General features: G+C 33.2%; 14 protein-coding genes. 2 read left to right on the top strand and 12 right to left on the bottom strand.

The features are described 5' to 3' along the window. Positions 1–50: 50 nt before the first annotated feature. The 3 genes from ACFWM3_RS11380 to ACFWM3_RS11370 form a co-directional block, all read right to left on the bottom strand. Positions 51–518: a hypothetical protein gene (locus ACFWM3_RS11380; protein ID WP_390311398.1), complete on the bottom strand. Its 468-nt coding sequence runs from the start codon at positions 516–518 to the stop codon at positions 51–53. A 62-nt stretch (positions 519–580) separates the two neighbouring features. Continuing rightward, a complete protein-coding gene (locus tag ACFWM3_RS11375) occupies positions 581–1,096 on the bottom strand; it encodes a hypothetical protein (RefSeq protein ID WP_390311397.1) in 516 nt (171 codons plus the stop codon). Beyond that, positions 1,071–1,637, bottom strand: coding sequence for an RNA polymerase sigma factor (locus ACFWM3_RS11370; protein ID WP_056476986.1), 567 nt, complete (start codon positions 1,635–1,637; stop codon positions 1,071–1,073). The genes ACFWM3_RS11375 and ACFWM3_RS11370 overlap by 26 nt, the downstream gene beginning before the upstream one ends. Positions 1,638–1,856: 219 nt before the next feature. On the opposite strand from ACFWM3_RS11370, the gene ACFWM3_RS11365 reads away from it, so the two are divergent. Further along, complete coding sequence (locus ACFWM3_RS11365; RefSeq protein ID WP_390311396.1) at positions 1,857–2,831, top strand: NAD(P)H-quinone oxidoreductase; 975 nt, start codon at positions 1,857–1,859, stop codon at positions 2,829–2,831. Positions 2,832–2,857: 26 nt separating this feature from the next. Beyond that, on the top strand, positions 2,858–3,562 hold the full coding sequence (locus ACFWM3_RS11360; protein ID WP_390311395.1) for a DUF554 domain-containing protein: 705 nt from the start codon (positions 2,858–2,860) through the stop codon (positions 3,560–3,562). Positions 3,563–3,604: 42 nt separating this feature from the next. Here ACFWM3_RS11360 and ACFWM3_RS11355 read toward each other — a convergent pair whose 3' ends face one another. The 9 genes from ACFWM3_RS11355 to ACFWM3_RS11315 all read right to left on the bottom strand — a co-directional run bounded on the left by ACFWM3_RS11355 (position 3,605) and on the right by ACFWM3_RS11315 (position 12,452). After that, positions 3,605–4,303: a YoaK family protein gene (locus ACFWM3_RS11355; protein WP_056476976.1), complete on the bottom strand. Its 699-nt coding sequence runs from the start codon at positions 4,301–4,303 to the stop codon at positions 3,605–3,607. Positions 4,304–4,655: 352 nt separating this feature from the next. After that, the gene (locus ACFWM3_RS11350; protein WP_056476975.1) at positions 4,656–4,967 is read right to left on the bottom strand and encodes a hypothetical protein; all 312 of its coding nucleotides are present in this window, start codon (positions 4,965–4,967) and stop codon (positions 4,656–4,658) included. Positions 4,968–5,300: 333 nt separating this feature from the next. Further along, a complete protein-coding gene (locus tag ACFWM3_RS11345; protein ID WP_390311394.1) occupies positions 5,301–6,320 on the bottom strand; it encodes an ABC transporter permease subunit in 1,020 nt (339 codons plus the stop codon). Continuing rightward, complete coding sequence (locus ACFWM3_RS11340; protein ID WP_390311393.1) at positions 6,317–7,195, bottom strand: ABC transporter permease subunit; 879 nt, start codon at positions 7,193–7,195, stop codon at positions 6,317–6,319. Before ACFWM3_RS11340 ends, ACFWM3_RS11345 begins: the two co-directional genes overlap by 4 nt. Positions 7,196–7,220: 25 nt before the next feature. Next, complete coding sequence (locus ACFWM3_RS11335; protein ID WP_390311392.1) at positions 7,221–7,550, bottom strand: hypothetical protein; 330 nt, start codon at positions 7,548–7,550, stop codon at positions 7,221–7,223. Positions 7,551–7,940: 390 nt separating this feature from the next. Next, on the bottom strand, positions 7,941–9,113 hold the full coding sequence (gene gerXC / locus ACFWM3_RS11330; protein ID WP_390311391.1) for a spore germination protein GerXC: 1,173 nt from the start codon (positions 9,111–9,113) through the stop codon (positions 7,941–7,943). After that, complete coding sequence (gene gerXA, locus ACFWM3_RS11325) at positions 9,110–10,609, bottom strand: spore germination protein GerXA (protein ID WP_390311390.1); 1,500 nt, start codon at positions 10,607–10,609, stop codon at positions 9,110–9,112. The genes gerXC and gerXA overlap by 4 nt, the downstream gene beginning before the upstream one ends. Continuing rightward, positions 10,599–11,696, bottom strand: coding sequence for a spore germination protein GerXB (gene gerXB, locus ACFWM3_RS11320; RefSeq protein ID WP_390311389.1), 1,098 nt, complete (start codon positions 11,694–11,696; stop codon positions 10,599–10,601). The genes gerXA and gerXB overlap by 11 nt, the downstream gene beginning before the upstream one ends. A gap of 252 nt (positions 11,697–11,948) precedes the next feature. After that, positions 11,949–12,452 (bottom strand): GNAT family N-acetyltransferase, encoded by a 504-nt coding sequence (locus ACFWM3_RS11315; protein ID WP_056476961.1) that lies wholly within the window; start codon positions 12,450–12,452, stop codon positions 11,949–11,951. Positions 12,453–12,680: the final 228 nt, after the last annotated feature.

Below are 12,680 nucleotides of genomic sequence, written 5' to 3'. Positions count from 1 at the left end.
TGGTCAATATTTTTCAAAACATACCCTTTCTTATTTTAACGAAAAACCTTCTATTTTACCTCTAAAGCAAAAGCATAAAAAGCATCACCATGTGATAAATGCTTATCTTTTTTATCCATCCAATATACTGCATATGAGTAATAATATACCCCTTTATTCATAGGTGCTGAAAATTGATTCTTCACAACTACTATTTCACTTTCCTTATTATTATTAAATTGAGTTAAGTGGATTTCACTTGGTTTAGGATTAAAATTCATTATAATTTTAACGTTTTCGCCAGGTTTTACTTCAATCGGCTTTTTCCCCTCTAATAGTAGGACAGGTCCAGCCGTATCAACGCATTCCCCCTGTCCTTTCGATTGCCAACAATAAGTACCTAACCTAGTATCATATGTCTGATTCTCTACTTGAACCATTGTTTTTGGAGGCTTATTACCTTTCATACCATTATTTGCTGAACATCCAGTGAGAATAAGAATGAAAAAAAGTACAGTTACACTTAGCCATTTAGACATTTTGGACACTCCCTATTTTCAAATTGGAATTTTAATTTCTTTATTTATGACACCAATTTCAATCATTTTTCAGTTTTTAAAAACTTTAAGATTGTACCGTCCTCTTGTTTTACAATAATGACTTTTTGGTCCTCATTCGTTACATAAATTTTATCTCCAACCTTTAATATATTAGACGAAAAATTCACTTTCGGAATCATATGATCTTTAACAACTTCTTGGACTACACCAATTTGGTCTTTAAGTTCAAATTCCGTATTATGTATAATCCCTTCAAACCGATATTGAGCCCCGTTTACAACTAATAGTCCAATACTGGCATCTGCAGAAATACTTTTAGATTCACTTGTAATACCTATGTCTTCTTTTAGTGCGTGTTGAATAGGTGAATTTAAATAAATGGTAAATACCAGAATCAAAAGAATCCCAACTGAAACAACCGGTTTTCGAATTCGATTATGCCCCAAATTGAAATTGGCTTTATTCCATATTTGATCATATGTGACGGAAGGATTATGTTGATTTAATTTCTTCTGAAGAGTGTGTTTAATCTCAGAAATAGGATTGTTTTCCACCATTTAGTTCTCCCCCTTTCAGTTTTTGTTCTACTTTAAACAGTTCGTTTTTCGATAAACGATATCTTAATTTTGTCAGCGCGTAATTAAGCCTTGATTTACATGTACCGATTGGAATATTTAAAGATTCCGCCACTTCATCTAATTTGAGTTCTAAATAATAATGAAGAACAATTACTTCTTTACTCTTTTGCGGTAATAAGTTGATCTCATTCCATAGTTGATCTTCCATTTCATTTTTTAAAATCGATTGTTCAACGTCATTTTCAGTTAGAACATCATGATTAATTCCGAATAGTTTCTTAATTTTTTGTTTGCGTATCATATTGCGGGTGATATTTACTGTCATTCGATAAATCCAAGGTTCTATTGGCTTTGTTTGATCAAACAGATGGAATTTTTTTATGATACGAATGAACGTCTCTTGCGTAATATCATCTGCCATTACTTTTGATTTGGTTAAAAAGTAAGCAGTACGATACACCAGTGACGAGTGATTATTAAACAATTCTTCTAAACAATCTTTGTTAATGCTTTCAGGCACTAGTTCTCCTCCTTTCACCACTTACCCTATATACACTTGAAATCAGTTTATAGTTCGGAGTTTTTTTAAATTTTTTTCCTTAAAATTACTTGAAAAAGAATGTGTTTGGAAATGTGTTAAGAAAAAATACAAATTTCATCAATCCGAGTTTTTAAAATATTCTTTCGATTAGTTATATAGTATGATAAGAATTAACTTAATTAAAGGTAGGTTTTTAGAATGAAGGCAGTTCAAATTGATGAATCAAAGCATTTATTTATTGACGATTATCAAATGCCTGTTTTAGGTGAGAATGAACTTCTTGTTAGAGTTCATGCTACGGCTATTAATCGAGCTGACTTACTTCAAAAACATGGTAAGTACCCCGTCCCTAAAGGCGCATCTCCAATTTTAGGTTTAGAGATGGCCGGGATTGTTGAACAAGTTGGGGCTAATGTTACAAATTGGAAAATGGGAGATCGTGTTTGTAGCTTACTGCCTGGCGGAGGTTATGCACAGTATGTTTCCATTCCTTCTGATTTGGCAATTTATATTCCAGATCATTTTTCGTTCGAAGAGGCTGCGGCTATTCCTGAAGTGTTTTTGACAGCTTACTTAAATTTATTTGAATTAGGTAGATTAAAAGAAAATGAAACTGTTTTAATTCATGCCGGAGCTAGTGGCGTTGGGACCGCTGCAATTCAGCTTGCAAGAGAATTTGGTACGAGTTCAATCGTTACTGCTGGAAATGAAATGAAGCTTGCAGCTTGTACTGATTTAGGTGCAAATCATGTGATTAACTATAAAGATGAAGATTTTAAAACTGTAGTCGAAGAAGTTACTAATCATGTAGGTGTTGACGTCATTTTAGATTTTATTGGTGCATCCTATTTCCATCAAAACTTACAATCATTAAATAATAATGGTAGGCTCATTTTGATCGGTACAATGGGTGGAGTTAAAGTGGACGACCTGAACTTATTACCACTTTTGACAAAGAGAATTTCAATTATAGGGAGTACTTTGCGATCACAAACACTTGAGCAAAAAATCTACTTAACGAATCAATTCAAAAAATATGTATTACCGCTTTTTATGAATAAGAAAATAAAACCAATTATCGATTCAATATATAGTTGGCATGAAGTGAATAAAGCTCATTCTCGAATGGAGAACAATTTAAATATCGGAAAAATAGTCTTAAAAATAGATTAATTATATGCAAGTTAAAGGGGATAATCATGGTACTACTCGGTTCAATTGTTAATGCAGCAGCTATTATTTTTGGCTCTTTACTAGGTTTGTTTATTAAAAGAATTCCAGAACGAATGAAAAACCTAGTAACTCAGTCAATTTCTCTCGTAATTATTGTCATAGGATTTACTTTAGCTATGAAAACAAATCAAATCCTGATCGTCGTTTTCAGCTTATCATTAGGTGCAGTTGTAGGAGAATGGTTAGATATCGAAGCTAAATTAGATAAACTAGGTCTATTTATCGAAAGTAAATTTCATTCTAAAAACGAAGGTTCTATTTCCAAAGGATTTGTTACTTCGACTTTATTATTCTGTGTTGGTGCGATGGCCATTCTTGGAGCTCTAGATAGCGGTCTTCGTCATAATCATGAAATTTTATATACTAAATCAATGATGGACGGTTTTTTATCCATTATATTAACTTCAACTCTTGGAATTGGCGTATTATTCTCTGCTGTCCCAGTCTTAATCTATCAAGGATTCATTGCCATTTTTGCATCATTTGTACCGAATCTAGTTACACAACATTTATTAGATTCAATCATTGCTGAAATCTCAGGTACAGGGGGAATTTTATTAATTGCTCTTGGTTTGAATTCATTAGGTTTAGTAAAAATAAAAATCGGAAATATGTTACCTTCTATTATATTTGCACTTATTTTTGTTTGTTTGATTCAATTTTTTAAATAAACTAAAATGAGCCCCAAAAGAGGGCTCATTTTTTAATCTAAATTAATGTAGTTTCCTTCTAAAATAACCTTTGTCTTTATGGTATAGGATCAATGCGATTAATAATACACCTGCAGCAATCCAAACAGCTTGGTTCCCAATATACTTTGTAGAAAGACTTCCAAACAATGCCCCAAATGAAAAGGAAAGAATAATAACTAAAAACTCTTTAAATTTTGTTTTTGCTTCTTTGTCACGATTTACAAAAGCTGTATATGCTGCCTGTGAAGCAATTCTAATATTACCTGTTGTCATAGTTGAATTGTATGTCCATTTATCTAAATGAGTGAACGTTGAAATTTGTAATGATGAGACAAAGGAAATGCAAACTGTTACAACCAAATTAGGTACACTACTAGGTAATACACCTACAATTATTAATACGATACATTCTAATATAAGAATCGATCGTCTGTAGCTATATAAAAGTTCCTTTAAACGTGGATGTTTAACGGATTCAGCAACTAATACACCTAGAATAAAGGCTATAATAGGTAGAATATAATCCACAGAGTTTTTCCAATTTCCAAATGATAGATTTATTGCCAATAGAACAAGATTTCCCGTTTGCGCATTGGCAAATACACCATCTCTACTTATAAACGTATACCCATCTAAAAATCCACCTACTAAAGCTAACAATAATCCAAGATAGACTGAATTTGATGATAATGATGGAATTATTTTTTGTTTAGATTTCAAACTAGTTCTCCTACTACTATTACTGGGCTTATCGTAATCATCATAACACAGTTAGTATGTATATAAATGTGAACAATATCCAACAATTACAATCCAAACTAATCTGTTATCTACTTTGGTTCTTTTTGGGTTATTTGTTTGTTTTTTTAAATAAAAGCTCTGTTAATTTTGATTTTTGAACTAAAAAAAGTTGTCTAATTAGACAACCTTTAGGAACTCTTACCCAATTTTTTAAGCAGTGTTTAGTTGAATAAGAACCCAAACCCACATGCTCTTAATATTGTCAAAACCTTAGTTTTGACTTGCCTACCAGCTAGGGATCTCCTCAAAATTGAAAACCCCTTTAGTTTGTCTAATATCCGTTTATAATTGAATCCACAGTTTCTAAAATTGAAGTAATAGCTGTTTTTTTTTGTTTATTCACTACTAATAAAACATCGTATTTATTATTTAATTCATTAAGTTGTTCACTTAATGGTGTAACAAAATCTTGTGAGATTGTTTCGTTACGGTATTGTATAAACGCTTTCTCGGCTACTGAATATCTTGTCCGAACTTTATCTATTTCTTTTGTTAAATCGAATAATTCTTTATCTAGTCTTTTGATTTCCGCGTTTAATTCTTTCTTCCATCTAAGTAATGCATGTACATTCGTATTACTCAATGAGTATTCCTCCCTAATATCGAATACTACATCGTACTCCATAGAATACTTGTTTGTTCCTGATCATATCAAACAACCAGTTGAAGATATGAAGTTCGTGTTCCTTAGGTCGAAATTTTGCTTTAAAGGTGTAGCGACATTGTGGGATTAGACTCAACAACTTCGAATGTAAAAGAAGTATTTGTCAGTACCAGTCTTTTGCGAACACTATTCAACAAACCAACAAATTCGCCAATCAAAGTTAGTAATCTTCAGAGAACAATTACTAATTTTCAGCATAAAGGAATAATTCACAAATTGAAAAGGAACTTCGGTCGAAGTTCCTTTTATTTTTTACTGAAACTCTTTAATGTCCTTATTAATTACCACGGCTTCAGCAAAAGTAAAGTTCGATTTCTTTAGCTGTTTAATTTCTTTTTTGTGTGTTTTGCCAACTATTGGGACCACAACCTTTTCTTCAGTACCCTCCAACATCCTTTTCATCACATTACAAGCCAACAATGTCAGAATAAATGCGATGCTCGGTCCAAAGACAATCCATTGATCGAGCATTAACTCTTGGTAGGAAACACCAATTAACGCAGACCATTCGTTTGTGGCAGGAAAAATAACTGTCCTAACAGAGTCGATCTGAATTATATGCCTACCACCTACAAATACTCGGACTATTCCCAAATGAACAAGTAATAGCAATACACTTATCATTTGCTGAACAATCATGAGTAATGCTCTAGTACGTAGAAATGGCATTACATGTTTTCGAATAATTCGAAATTTGGTCGCACCTATGGCTCTAGACGCTGTAATGAAATCTTCCCTGTTAAAGTGAATGACTTCATTTCCTACTACATGGACGAGTGATGGCAATGCAACAATTGTCAACCAAATGACGATTGAAGCAATATAGGAAAAACCTTTTGTCGAATTACCAAATAAATTTACATCAAAGAACAACAAGACCAGTAGAATAGCTGGTATAAATCGGAATGCACGTTCAAATGTTGTGAAAAATTGTCGCATTTTTTGCAAATAGATACCATAAATAATTCCAAAACAAACACTTAAACCAACACGTAGTAAACTTACACTCAACCCAATTAATATTGTATATTTAGCACCGTCTACTACTGACCAAAATAGATTATGACCAAAACGATCGACACCAAATGGAAAATCAAAACTAGGAGGAAATGGTCGAGCCTTTGTAATATTCCCATTTCCATCATACAAAAGGACTGGTGGATCTTTTATGTGATCTTTCAATACAAGTGTATAAAGAAAGCTGAAAATAACCAAACCGACTAGAAAAAGTAATGAAAAAAGGAATGGTAGCCTTTTCCAACTCTTATTCATTGAGATTGCTCCTTTCCAGTTACTTTTATTGCGACAAGATTAAAAACCGCTTCAATAAAGAAGAATGGCAGAAATAAAACGATTAAGCAGACGAAAAATACATCAGGCGTATTTGATACAGTATATAGTAATTTAAAGTAACCATGGATATTAAATAATAATTCAACAACTAATAAATTTGAAATGAGTATCCAAAATAAAAAGTGTGAATTGGAAAATAGCGTTACAACTACATTTCGTAGAATATGCCTCAAGAGAATCCACCCATTGGATAACCCTTTTGCTTTTGCAAATTCGACATATGTCTTTTTACTTTCTTCCTCAATAGCTAAAAACGTCATTTGAAATAACATAATTCCAGGTAAAACGGACACGACAAGTATCGGTAATACATAAATGTTCTCAAAACCAGCAACGGGATCGACTATTAGGATATTCGTTTTTTTATACAACCAAATGATGAATAATTGAACTGCGAAAATAAACATTACATCTGGAATACTTTGTAAGAGAAATAAGCATTCTTTGACGACTTTTCGCATCTGTGGTGATAACAGATAAGTTCCATACGAAAACAAGATTCCTAGCGTAAATATACAGATAAAAGAAGTTGATAGAATGATAAACGAATAGACATACGGTTGTTTTAGATAGCCCCATAATGGTGCTTCTGTTGAGGATATACCCACTTGTATCGTCATTTCGTTTAAATGAAGAAAGTTATGACCAAAGATTTTAATTTGTTCTAGAACCGAATGGAATAGTTCATCTTTTGACGTATGTAAGCTAGCTGAAAATGCTACAATGATTCCAATCAAAATGATTGTAAATAGTAATTGGTAGAATTTTTTCCTTAGATAAAAGCGTATGCTCATTTGAACTTAATCTCACTCCTTTATTTCAAAATTCTTTCCAGTAATAAGCTAGTGTAAAGAGTAAAGAAACGATTGTAAAAGTAAAAGACACCAGTAATGAAAATGATTTTTGAGATACTGTAAAAGGACTTGCATTCTCACCCGTTACTTTAATACCCGTCTGTGTTTGAGTACTTAAATTAAGACTATTGGATGCATATCCGCCGCTACTCGTGAAAAATCGGATAATGATCGTTACTACCAATCCAACAAAAAACGCATAGTCAATCATTTTACCATGCATAAAATCTGAAACAATCCATGTAAGTCCAAACAGAAATCCTAGTGTAATGATTGCAAAAATAAGCTTTTTCAATTTCATCATCCTTTCAAGTTTAAAATCTAATTAACATAATTTTAAACCAAAATGGTAATTATTGTAAGAAAAATTAGAATAGATAGAGTTGTTAAATAATTAAAGGGTAAAGGATACTTCGTAAAGTGTTTGTGATTGGAAATTTATAAGCCACAAAAATGCTCGGCTTCTTATGCAACTAGTCGAGTAGTAATGCCCATGGAGGAGAAGCTGCTACCAAAGTATCACCCTTAACTGCCATTTAGCTCAACAAAAAAATCGACTTTTATGTCGATCTTCCTGTTCATCTAAAGCTGCGTTAGTCAACCATGAATCTATGATTCATGTTAGTTTAAATTTATTATTCGATTTTCAAAATGGATAAATGTAACATCAAATTAATTAGCCCAATTATTCTTCTCGTGAGTATGGCTTCTGTAAATTGGTGGACTTCCATTGGCCGCTTGTCAAAATTTGCACCTTTACCTCAACATCTAAGGATGACGACGAAAGCGGGATAACTCCGTTTTTTTCAAATTTTTTCCAGTCTTTTAAATTATTTCGATAAAGTGTTTGTGAAAGCTGATAAACATCAATTCCTTTATTAATCCCATTTTTGTATGTTTCTTCAACTTCCTTTTTAAATGTATTTTCAGCTATTTGTTTTACGGTTTTCATAGGCAAATATTTTACTACCTGAAAAATATCTCCTTCTACGCGAATCTGCATTCGAAAATGCGGTTCGTGATTTTTTATGTAGGCTACTGTTTTGATTTTTGGTTTTTTCAATACGATTTCTGTAACGGGCTCCCCATCTTTTTTTAATAGGATCGGTGCTCTGGTGAAGGTCTTGCCCGTCCATTTTAAACCTGATAAGTCTTTCTCAGACAAATACCCTTTGTAGTGCTTTGAAGCTACAAAAGCCGATCCGCTATATTTTAATAAAGGAAAATCATTTTTGTCTGATTTCCATTTTTTTGTGATCGATAAGAATGGTATTTGTGTGGTCATCGCAGGCTCATAAAAATAAGCACGAAATTTGTAAAATATCAAGGGACTAAAAAGAGAATAGTTTTTTGTCATTTCATTTGGGATATCCCTCACCGTATAAAGGGGTGAAAGATTTAAGATGGTTCCAGTTGCCAAAACATCCTCAATTGGTTCCTTTGTTCCAAATACCCACATTGTATTCCTAAACTGAAAGAAACGAGCAAAGAATTCATCAATTTGTCGAATATCTCCATGTTTTAATATATTCTCAGAGAATACGACTGTATTAATGTGTTCCCAAGAGACCCTTTGTTGAGTCGATTTATAAAAATCGAACGCTGAATGGTCTAAAATCTCCCCTGTTCCTTTTCCAATAAAAATTGGCTGTGGTGTCCGCATAGTGGTTTCTTGTTTTGCAAAAGTAGAAAAATTGATAAATTGAGGATAGAGCACGTATTGATTATTTTTAAAGTCAACTCCTAAGGCATTTATGTACCATACATGCTCAACTTCTCTTGTGTCCCAACAGCCTGTTAACAGAAAAATAGATGGAAATAATATAAGAAGTTTTTTTTGAAAAAATTTTTTCCTCATCCTTTTTCCTCATCCTTTTGTTTCGTGCTATCGTTCGTATGAATCTCTTTCGGTCTCCTGATCATATTTCTAAAACGAATTCGGATTGTTGCAGGGATTAAACTAGTTGGTACAAATGGAGAGTAGGGAGCCATAAATGGAACCCCGAAAGAGCGTAAATTCACAAGATGAATACAAATAATAAAAACAGAAAATATAAGCCCTGTTATTCCAAGTAAGCTTGATAGTAGATAGACAAAATATCGGAGAATACTTAATGTTCCCGAAAGCGACTGGTTAATCAAAGTAAATGTCGAAACCACAGAAATAGCCATCATTACGACAATACCAGGAGAAGCCAATCCTGCGCTGATGGCAGCTTGCCCAATAATTAACCCACCTACTACGGATAACGTCTGACCAACAGTAGTAGGGATTCTAAGACCTGCCTCTCTCAGTAACTCAAATAAAAAAATCATTAAAAATCCCTCTAATGTAGTAGGGAATGGAACTCCCTCTCTTGACAAAGCTAGTGTTGCCAACAATGTGTAGGGTATTTGATCCGGATGATAAGCGACTAAAGCAATCCAAAATCCTGGTAGAAAAACAGCTATAATTAAGCTGAAGATCCTTAGTACTCTTCCTAAGCTTGCAAAAGGGGCTGACGAATGCTGGTCCTCTGCATTATTAACGAAAAACACAAGAGTAACTGGTCCAATAGATGCAGTTGGAGAGCCTTCCACTAATAAAACAAAACGTCCATAAAGTAGGCAATTTACAGCATAATCAGGTCGTCCCGTATATTCTAATAACGGGAAGAGACTGAAAGGCCGGTCTGTAATAAGTTCTTCAATTTGATCAGATGAAACAATCCCATCGACTTTAATATTATTTAATTTGGATCGTACTTGTTCTAAAACATCCTGTGAAATAACATCTTTCAAAAAAAGAACTGCAACCCTGGTTTTACTTCTAGTTCCAATAACAAATTCTTCATAAGTAAGGGAGCTTGTTTTCAATCTTTTTCGTATTAATCCAATATTGGTTTGAATTTCTTCTACAAAACCGTCCCTTCCACCTCTTAGTGTCACTTCCGTACTAGGTGATTCTACAGATCTTGCTGGTATCATCGCTAGTTTCATGGAAAAAACCAGCCTAGACGCAGTGAGGAAAAAGAGAACTTCTCCTTCATAAATTTTTTGGGCGAGGTCTTCCTGTGAAAAGTCTGATTTAACGAAAGTGATAGGGAAATCAAGTTTTGACTCCAAATCCTTTCCATCACCGGAAAATCCATTTTCCAACACTTCATGAAGATGAGGCATTATTGTTTTTCTCAATTCTTTTATGTCAATGAGATTTTGACAATATATAGATAAAATAGAAAAATAACGTTTGCCACTATCGATTTGATGTTTTTGGAAGAGGACATCTTGCTCTCCTTCAAACCAGCCCCTTAAAATTTCTTCATTCCACTTGACCTTCATGTTATCTTGATCAGGTTGATTATTACGCTTCATTGGTGTTACCTCCTCCATTCTCTTTATTCACAAACATGGAGAGGATGGCTAAAAGTATAAGAATCAAGAGTATGAATACAAAAGTACCCGGTAAAAATTGTCGGGATAAAAACAAATAAAAAGACGTGTCATTAATGGACAAAATGGAAATCAGAGTCACCCACCCAAGGAAAAAAAGTTTCACTCCACTATTTACCTTCTTATTCTTAACCTGAAGAATATCTGAGGCTAAAAATGTTAGAAGAGACAAGCGGATGAAAGCTCCAACGAACCATTGATAAACTGATAAAAAGTCGACATGTTCAATATAACGACCAATTGATACCAGCCTCCATTCTTCAAAGGCTGGGTATCGTTGTTTAGCAGCCACGAATGGACCAAACTCTGTAATGGCCCCGATCGTTGGTCCAAGAGTAAGGATTACAAAAGTGATTCCAATCCAAATCAAAGTAGTAACCTTTATTTTTTCATTTAAGTGATGATGAAAAAATAGGATAAAAGCAACCTCTATAAATCCTGATATTGGATAGATCATGCCTTTTATAACAGGAGTAGTACCGTGTTCGATAAATGGTTTTAAAAATGTGTAGTCTTTATGCGGAAAATTCGCAGTCATGACAAAAAAACCTAAAAAAATAACTATTGGGAGAAGGATTCCCGCCGTTAACCCTATGGATTGAATTCCGTGCTTTGCATTATAAAAACAGATAATAGAAAAAGTAGCGCCTAATAATACTCTAGGTGTCATCGGTAAATAAAACGATAAAAAGGTTAACGTTTCCTTTAAAAGGACGACACCCGAGGAAAATAAGTATAGGAGGATCATAGCTATTAATGGATAAGAAATAAATCTCCCGAAATTCCCCTTAAGCCATTGAAACAACTGTTCTCCATTCATACGTTTTTGGATAAAGTAGAGAATCGGTATCAAGAATAGTAAAGAACCGCTTGAGAGCAAAATGGTAATCCAAGAATCACGACCCGAAACGTCCAAAACCATAGGAATGATAATGACATGATTAATAAGTCCAGTACTACCAATTAAGATAAATGACATTTGAAGTAAGTTGATAGTTTGGTTTTTCATGTGCATTCCTCCAGAAAGCAAATTCGTTACCAAGATAGTATATCCTTTTGGAATATTATTATTATTTTTGAAGTCACCAGCCTACTTAATTACCTATATCAAAACCTACGTATATAGTATGTGGTTCTTTAATTTATCATTAATACACCTTAGAAACTATCCTGCAATTTAACTTAATTAGAAAATCAACAATTAAGTTTAAATAGAACAAAAAAAGATGATCAAATCACCCATTTGATCATCTCTTTCTTCTTATTTAATAATCTTAGCCATATGATCCTCATCGTAAAATTCACCATTAACAAATAATGCTCTTTTTTCTGTCCCAAAGCTTTCAAATCCTACAGATTCATAAAGTCTTTTTGCAGATTCATTTGATGAAATGACTGCCAATTCAATTTGTAAAATTTCTTCAATCTCCATAGCATTCTGAATCGCTTCACTTAAAACTTTTTTCCCTACACCCTTACCACGATAATCAGGTGTAACATACATTCCCCAAATTGTTCCCTTATGTTTCATTTTATCAGATCTTTTTTGGTAGAAGCCAGCAACCCCAACAAGTACATCTTTGTCGAATGCACCAATAATAAAATTATCGAAAGTCTTAGGAAAATTATTTGTGTGCTGTTCAATTGATTTTTCCTTATATTCAGTTAAGCTTTCTCCGAATGCTTCTGGTGATAATGTTAACCCTTCACTTCTCAAACGAATAAACTCAGGTAAATCTTCAATTGTTAATTTTCGAATTTCCATACTTAATCTCCCTTCGAAGCTCATAGAAGTACTTAATTTTTAATAACACTTTTACAATTCACTTAAACCAGTATCATCTTACTTCGTCTCATACAAATATAACATATAATTCTGAAGTTTTAGAATAAAAAAAGGACTGATCAAATTAATACATGATCAGCCCTTTCATTTTGAATACAAATTCCAAACTCCATTGATCAGACTGATTGCAAGCTTTCGTCTTTCGAG

Origin of the sequence: Gottfriedia sp. NPDC058432 (assembly GCF_042721555.1) — a bacterium.
In the GTDB taxonomy this organism is placed as follows: Bacteria; Bacillota; Bacilli; order Bacillales; family Bacillaceae_G; genus Gottfriedia.
This window is presented reverse-complemented; position numbering and strand designations above follow the sequence as displayed.

What these genes read in the sequence shown, in the direction of transcription:
- ACFWM3_RS11380 (WP_390311398.1), bottom strand. Translation starts at nt 518, where the DNA reads ATGTCTAAATGGCTAAGTGTAACTGTACTTTTTTTCATTCTTATTCTC.
- ACFWM3_RS11375 (WP_390311397.1), bottom strand. Translation starts at nt 1,096, where the DNA reads ATGGTGGAAAACAATCCTATTTCTGAGATTAAACACACTCTTCAGAAG.
- ACFWM3_RS11365 (WP_390311396.1), top strand. Translation starts at nt 1,857, where the DNA reads ATGAAGGCAGTTCAAATTGATGAATCAAAGCATTTATTTATTGACGAT.
- ACFWM3_RS11360 (WP_390311395.1), top strand. Translation starts at nt 2,858, where the DNA reads ATGGTACTACTCGGTTCAATTGTTAATGCAGCAGCTATTATTTTTGGC.
- ACFWM3_RS11345 (WP_390311394.1), bottom strand. Translation starts at nt 6,320, where the DNA reads ATGAATAAGAGTTGGAAAAGGCTACCATTCCTTTTTTCATTACTTTTT.
- ACFWM3_RS11340 (WP_390311393.1), bottom strand. Translation starts at nt 7,195, where the DNA reads ATGAGCATACGCTTTTATCTAAGGAAAAAATTCTACCAATTACTATTT.
- gerXC (WP_390311391.1), bottom strand. Translation starts at nt 9,113, where the DNA reads ATGAGGAAAAAATTTTTTCAAAAAAAACTTCTTATATTATTTCCATCT.
- gerXA (WP_390311390.1), bottom strand. Translation starts at nt 10,609, where the DNA reads ATGAAGCGTAATAATCAACCTGATCAAGATAACATGAAGGTCAAGTGG.
- gerXB (WP_390311389.1), bottom strand. Translation starts at nt 11,696, where the DNA reads ATGAAAAACCAAACTATCAACTTACTTCAAATGTCATTTATCTTAATT.
- ACFWM3_RS11315 (WP_056476961.1), bottom strand. Translation starts at nt 12,452, where the DNA reads ATGGAAATTCGAAAATTAACAATTGAAGATTTACCTGAGTTTATTCGT.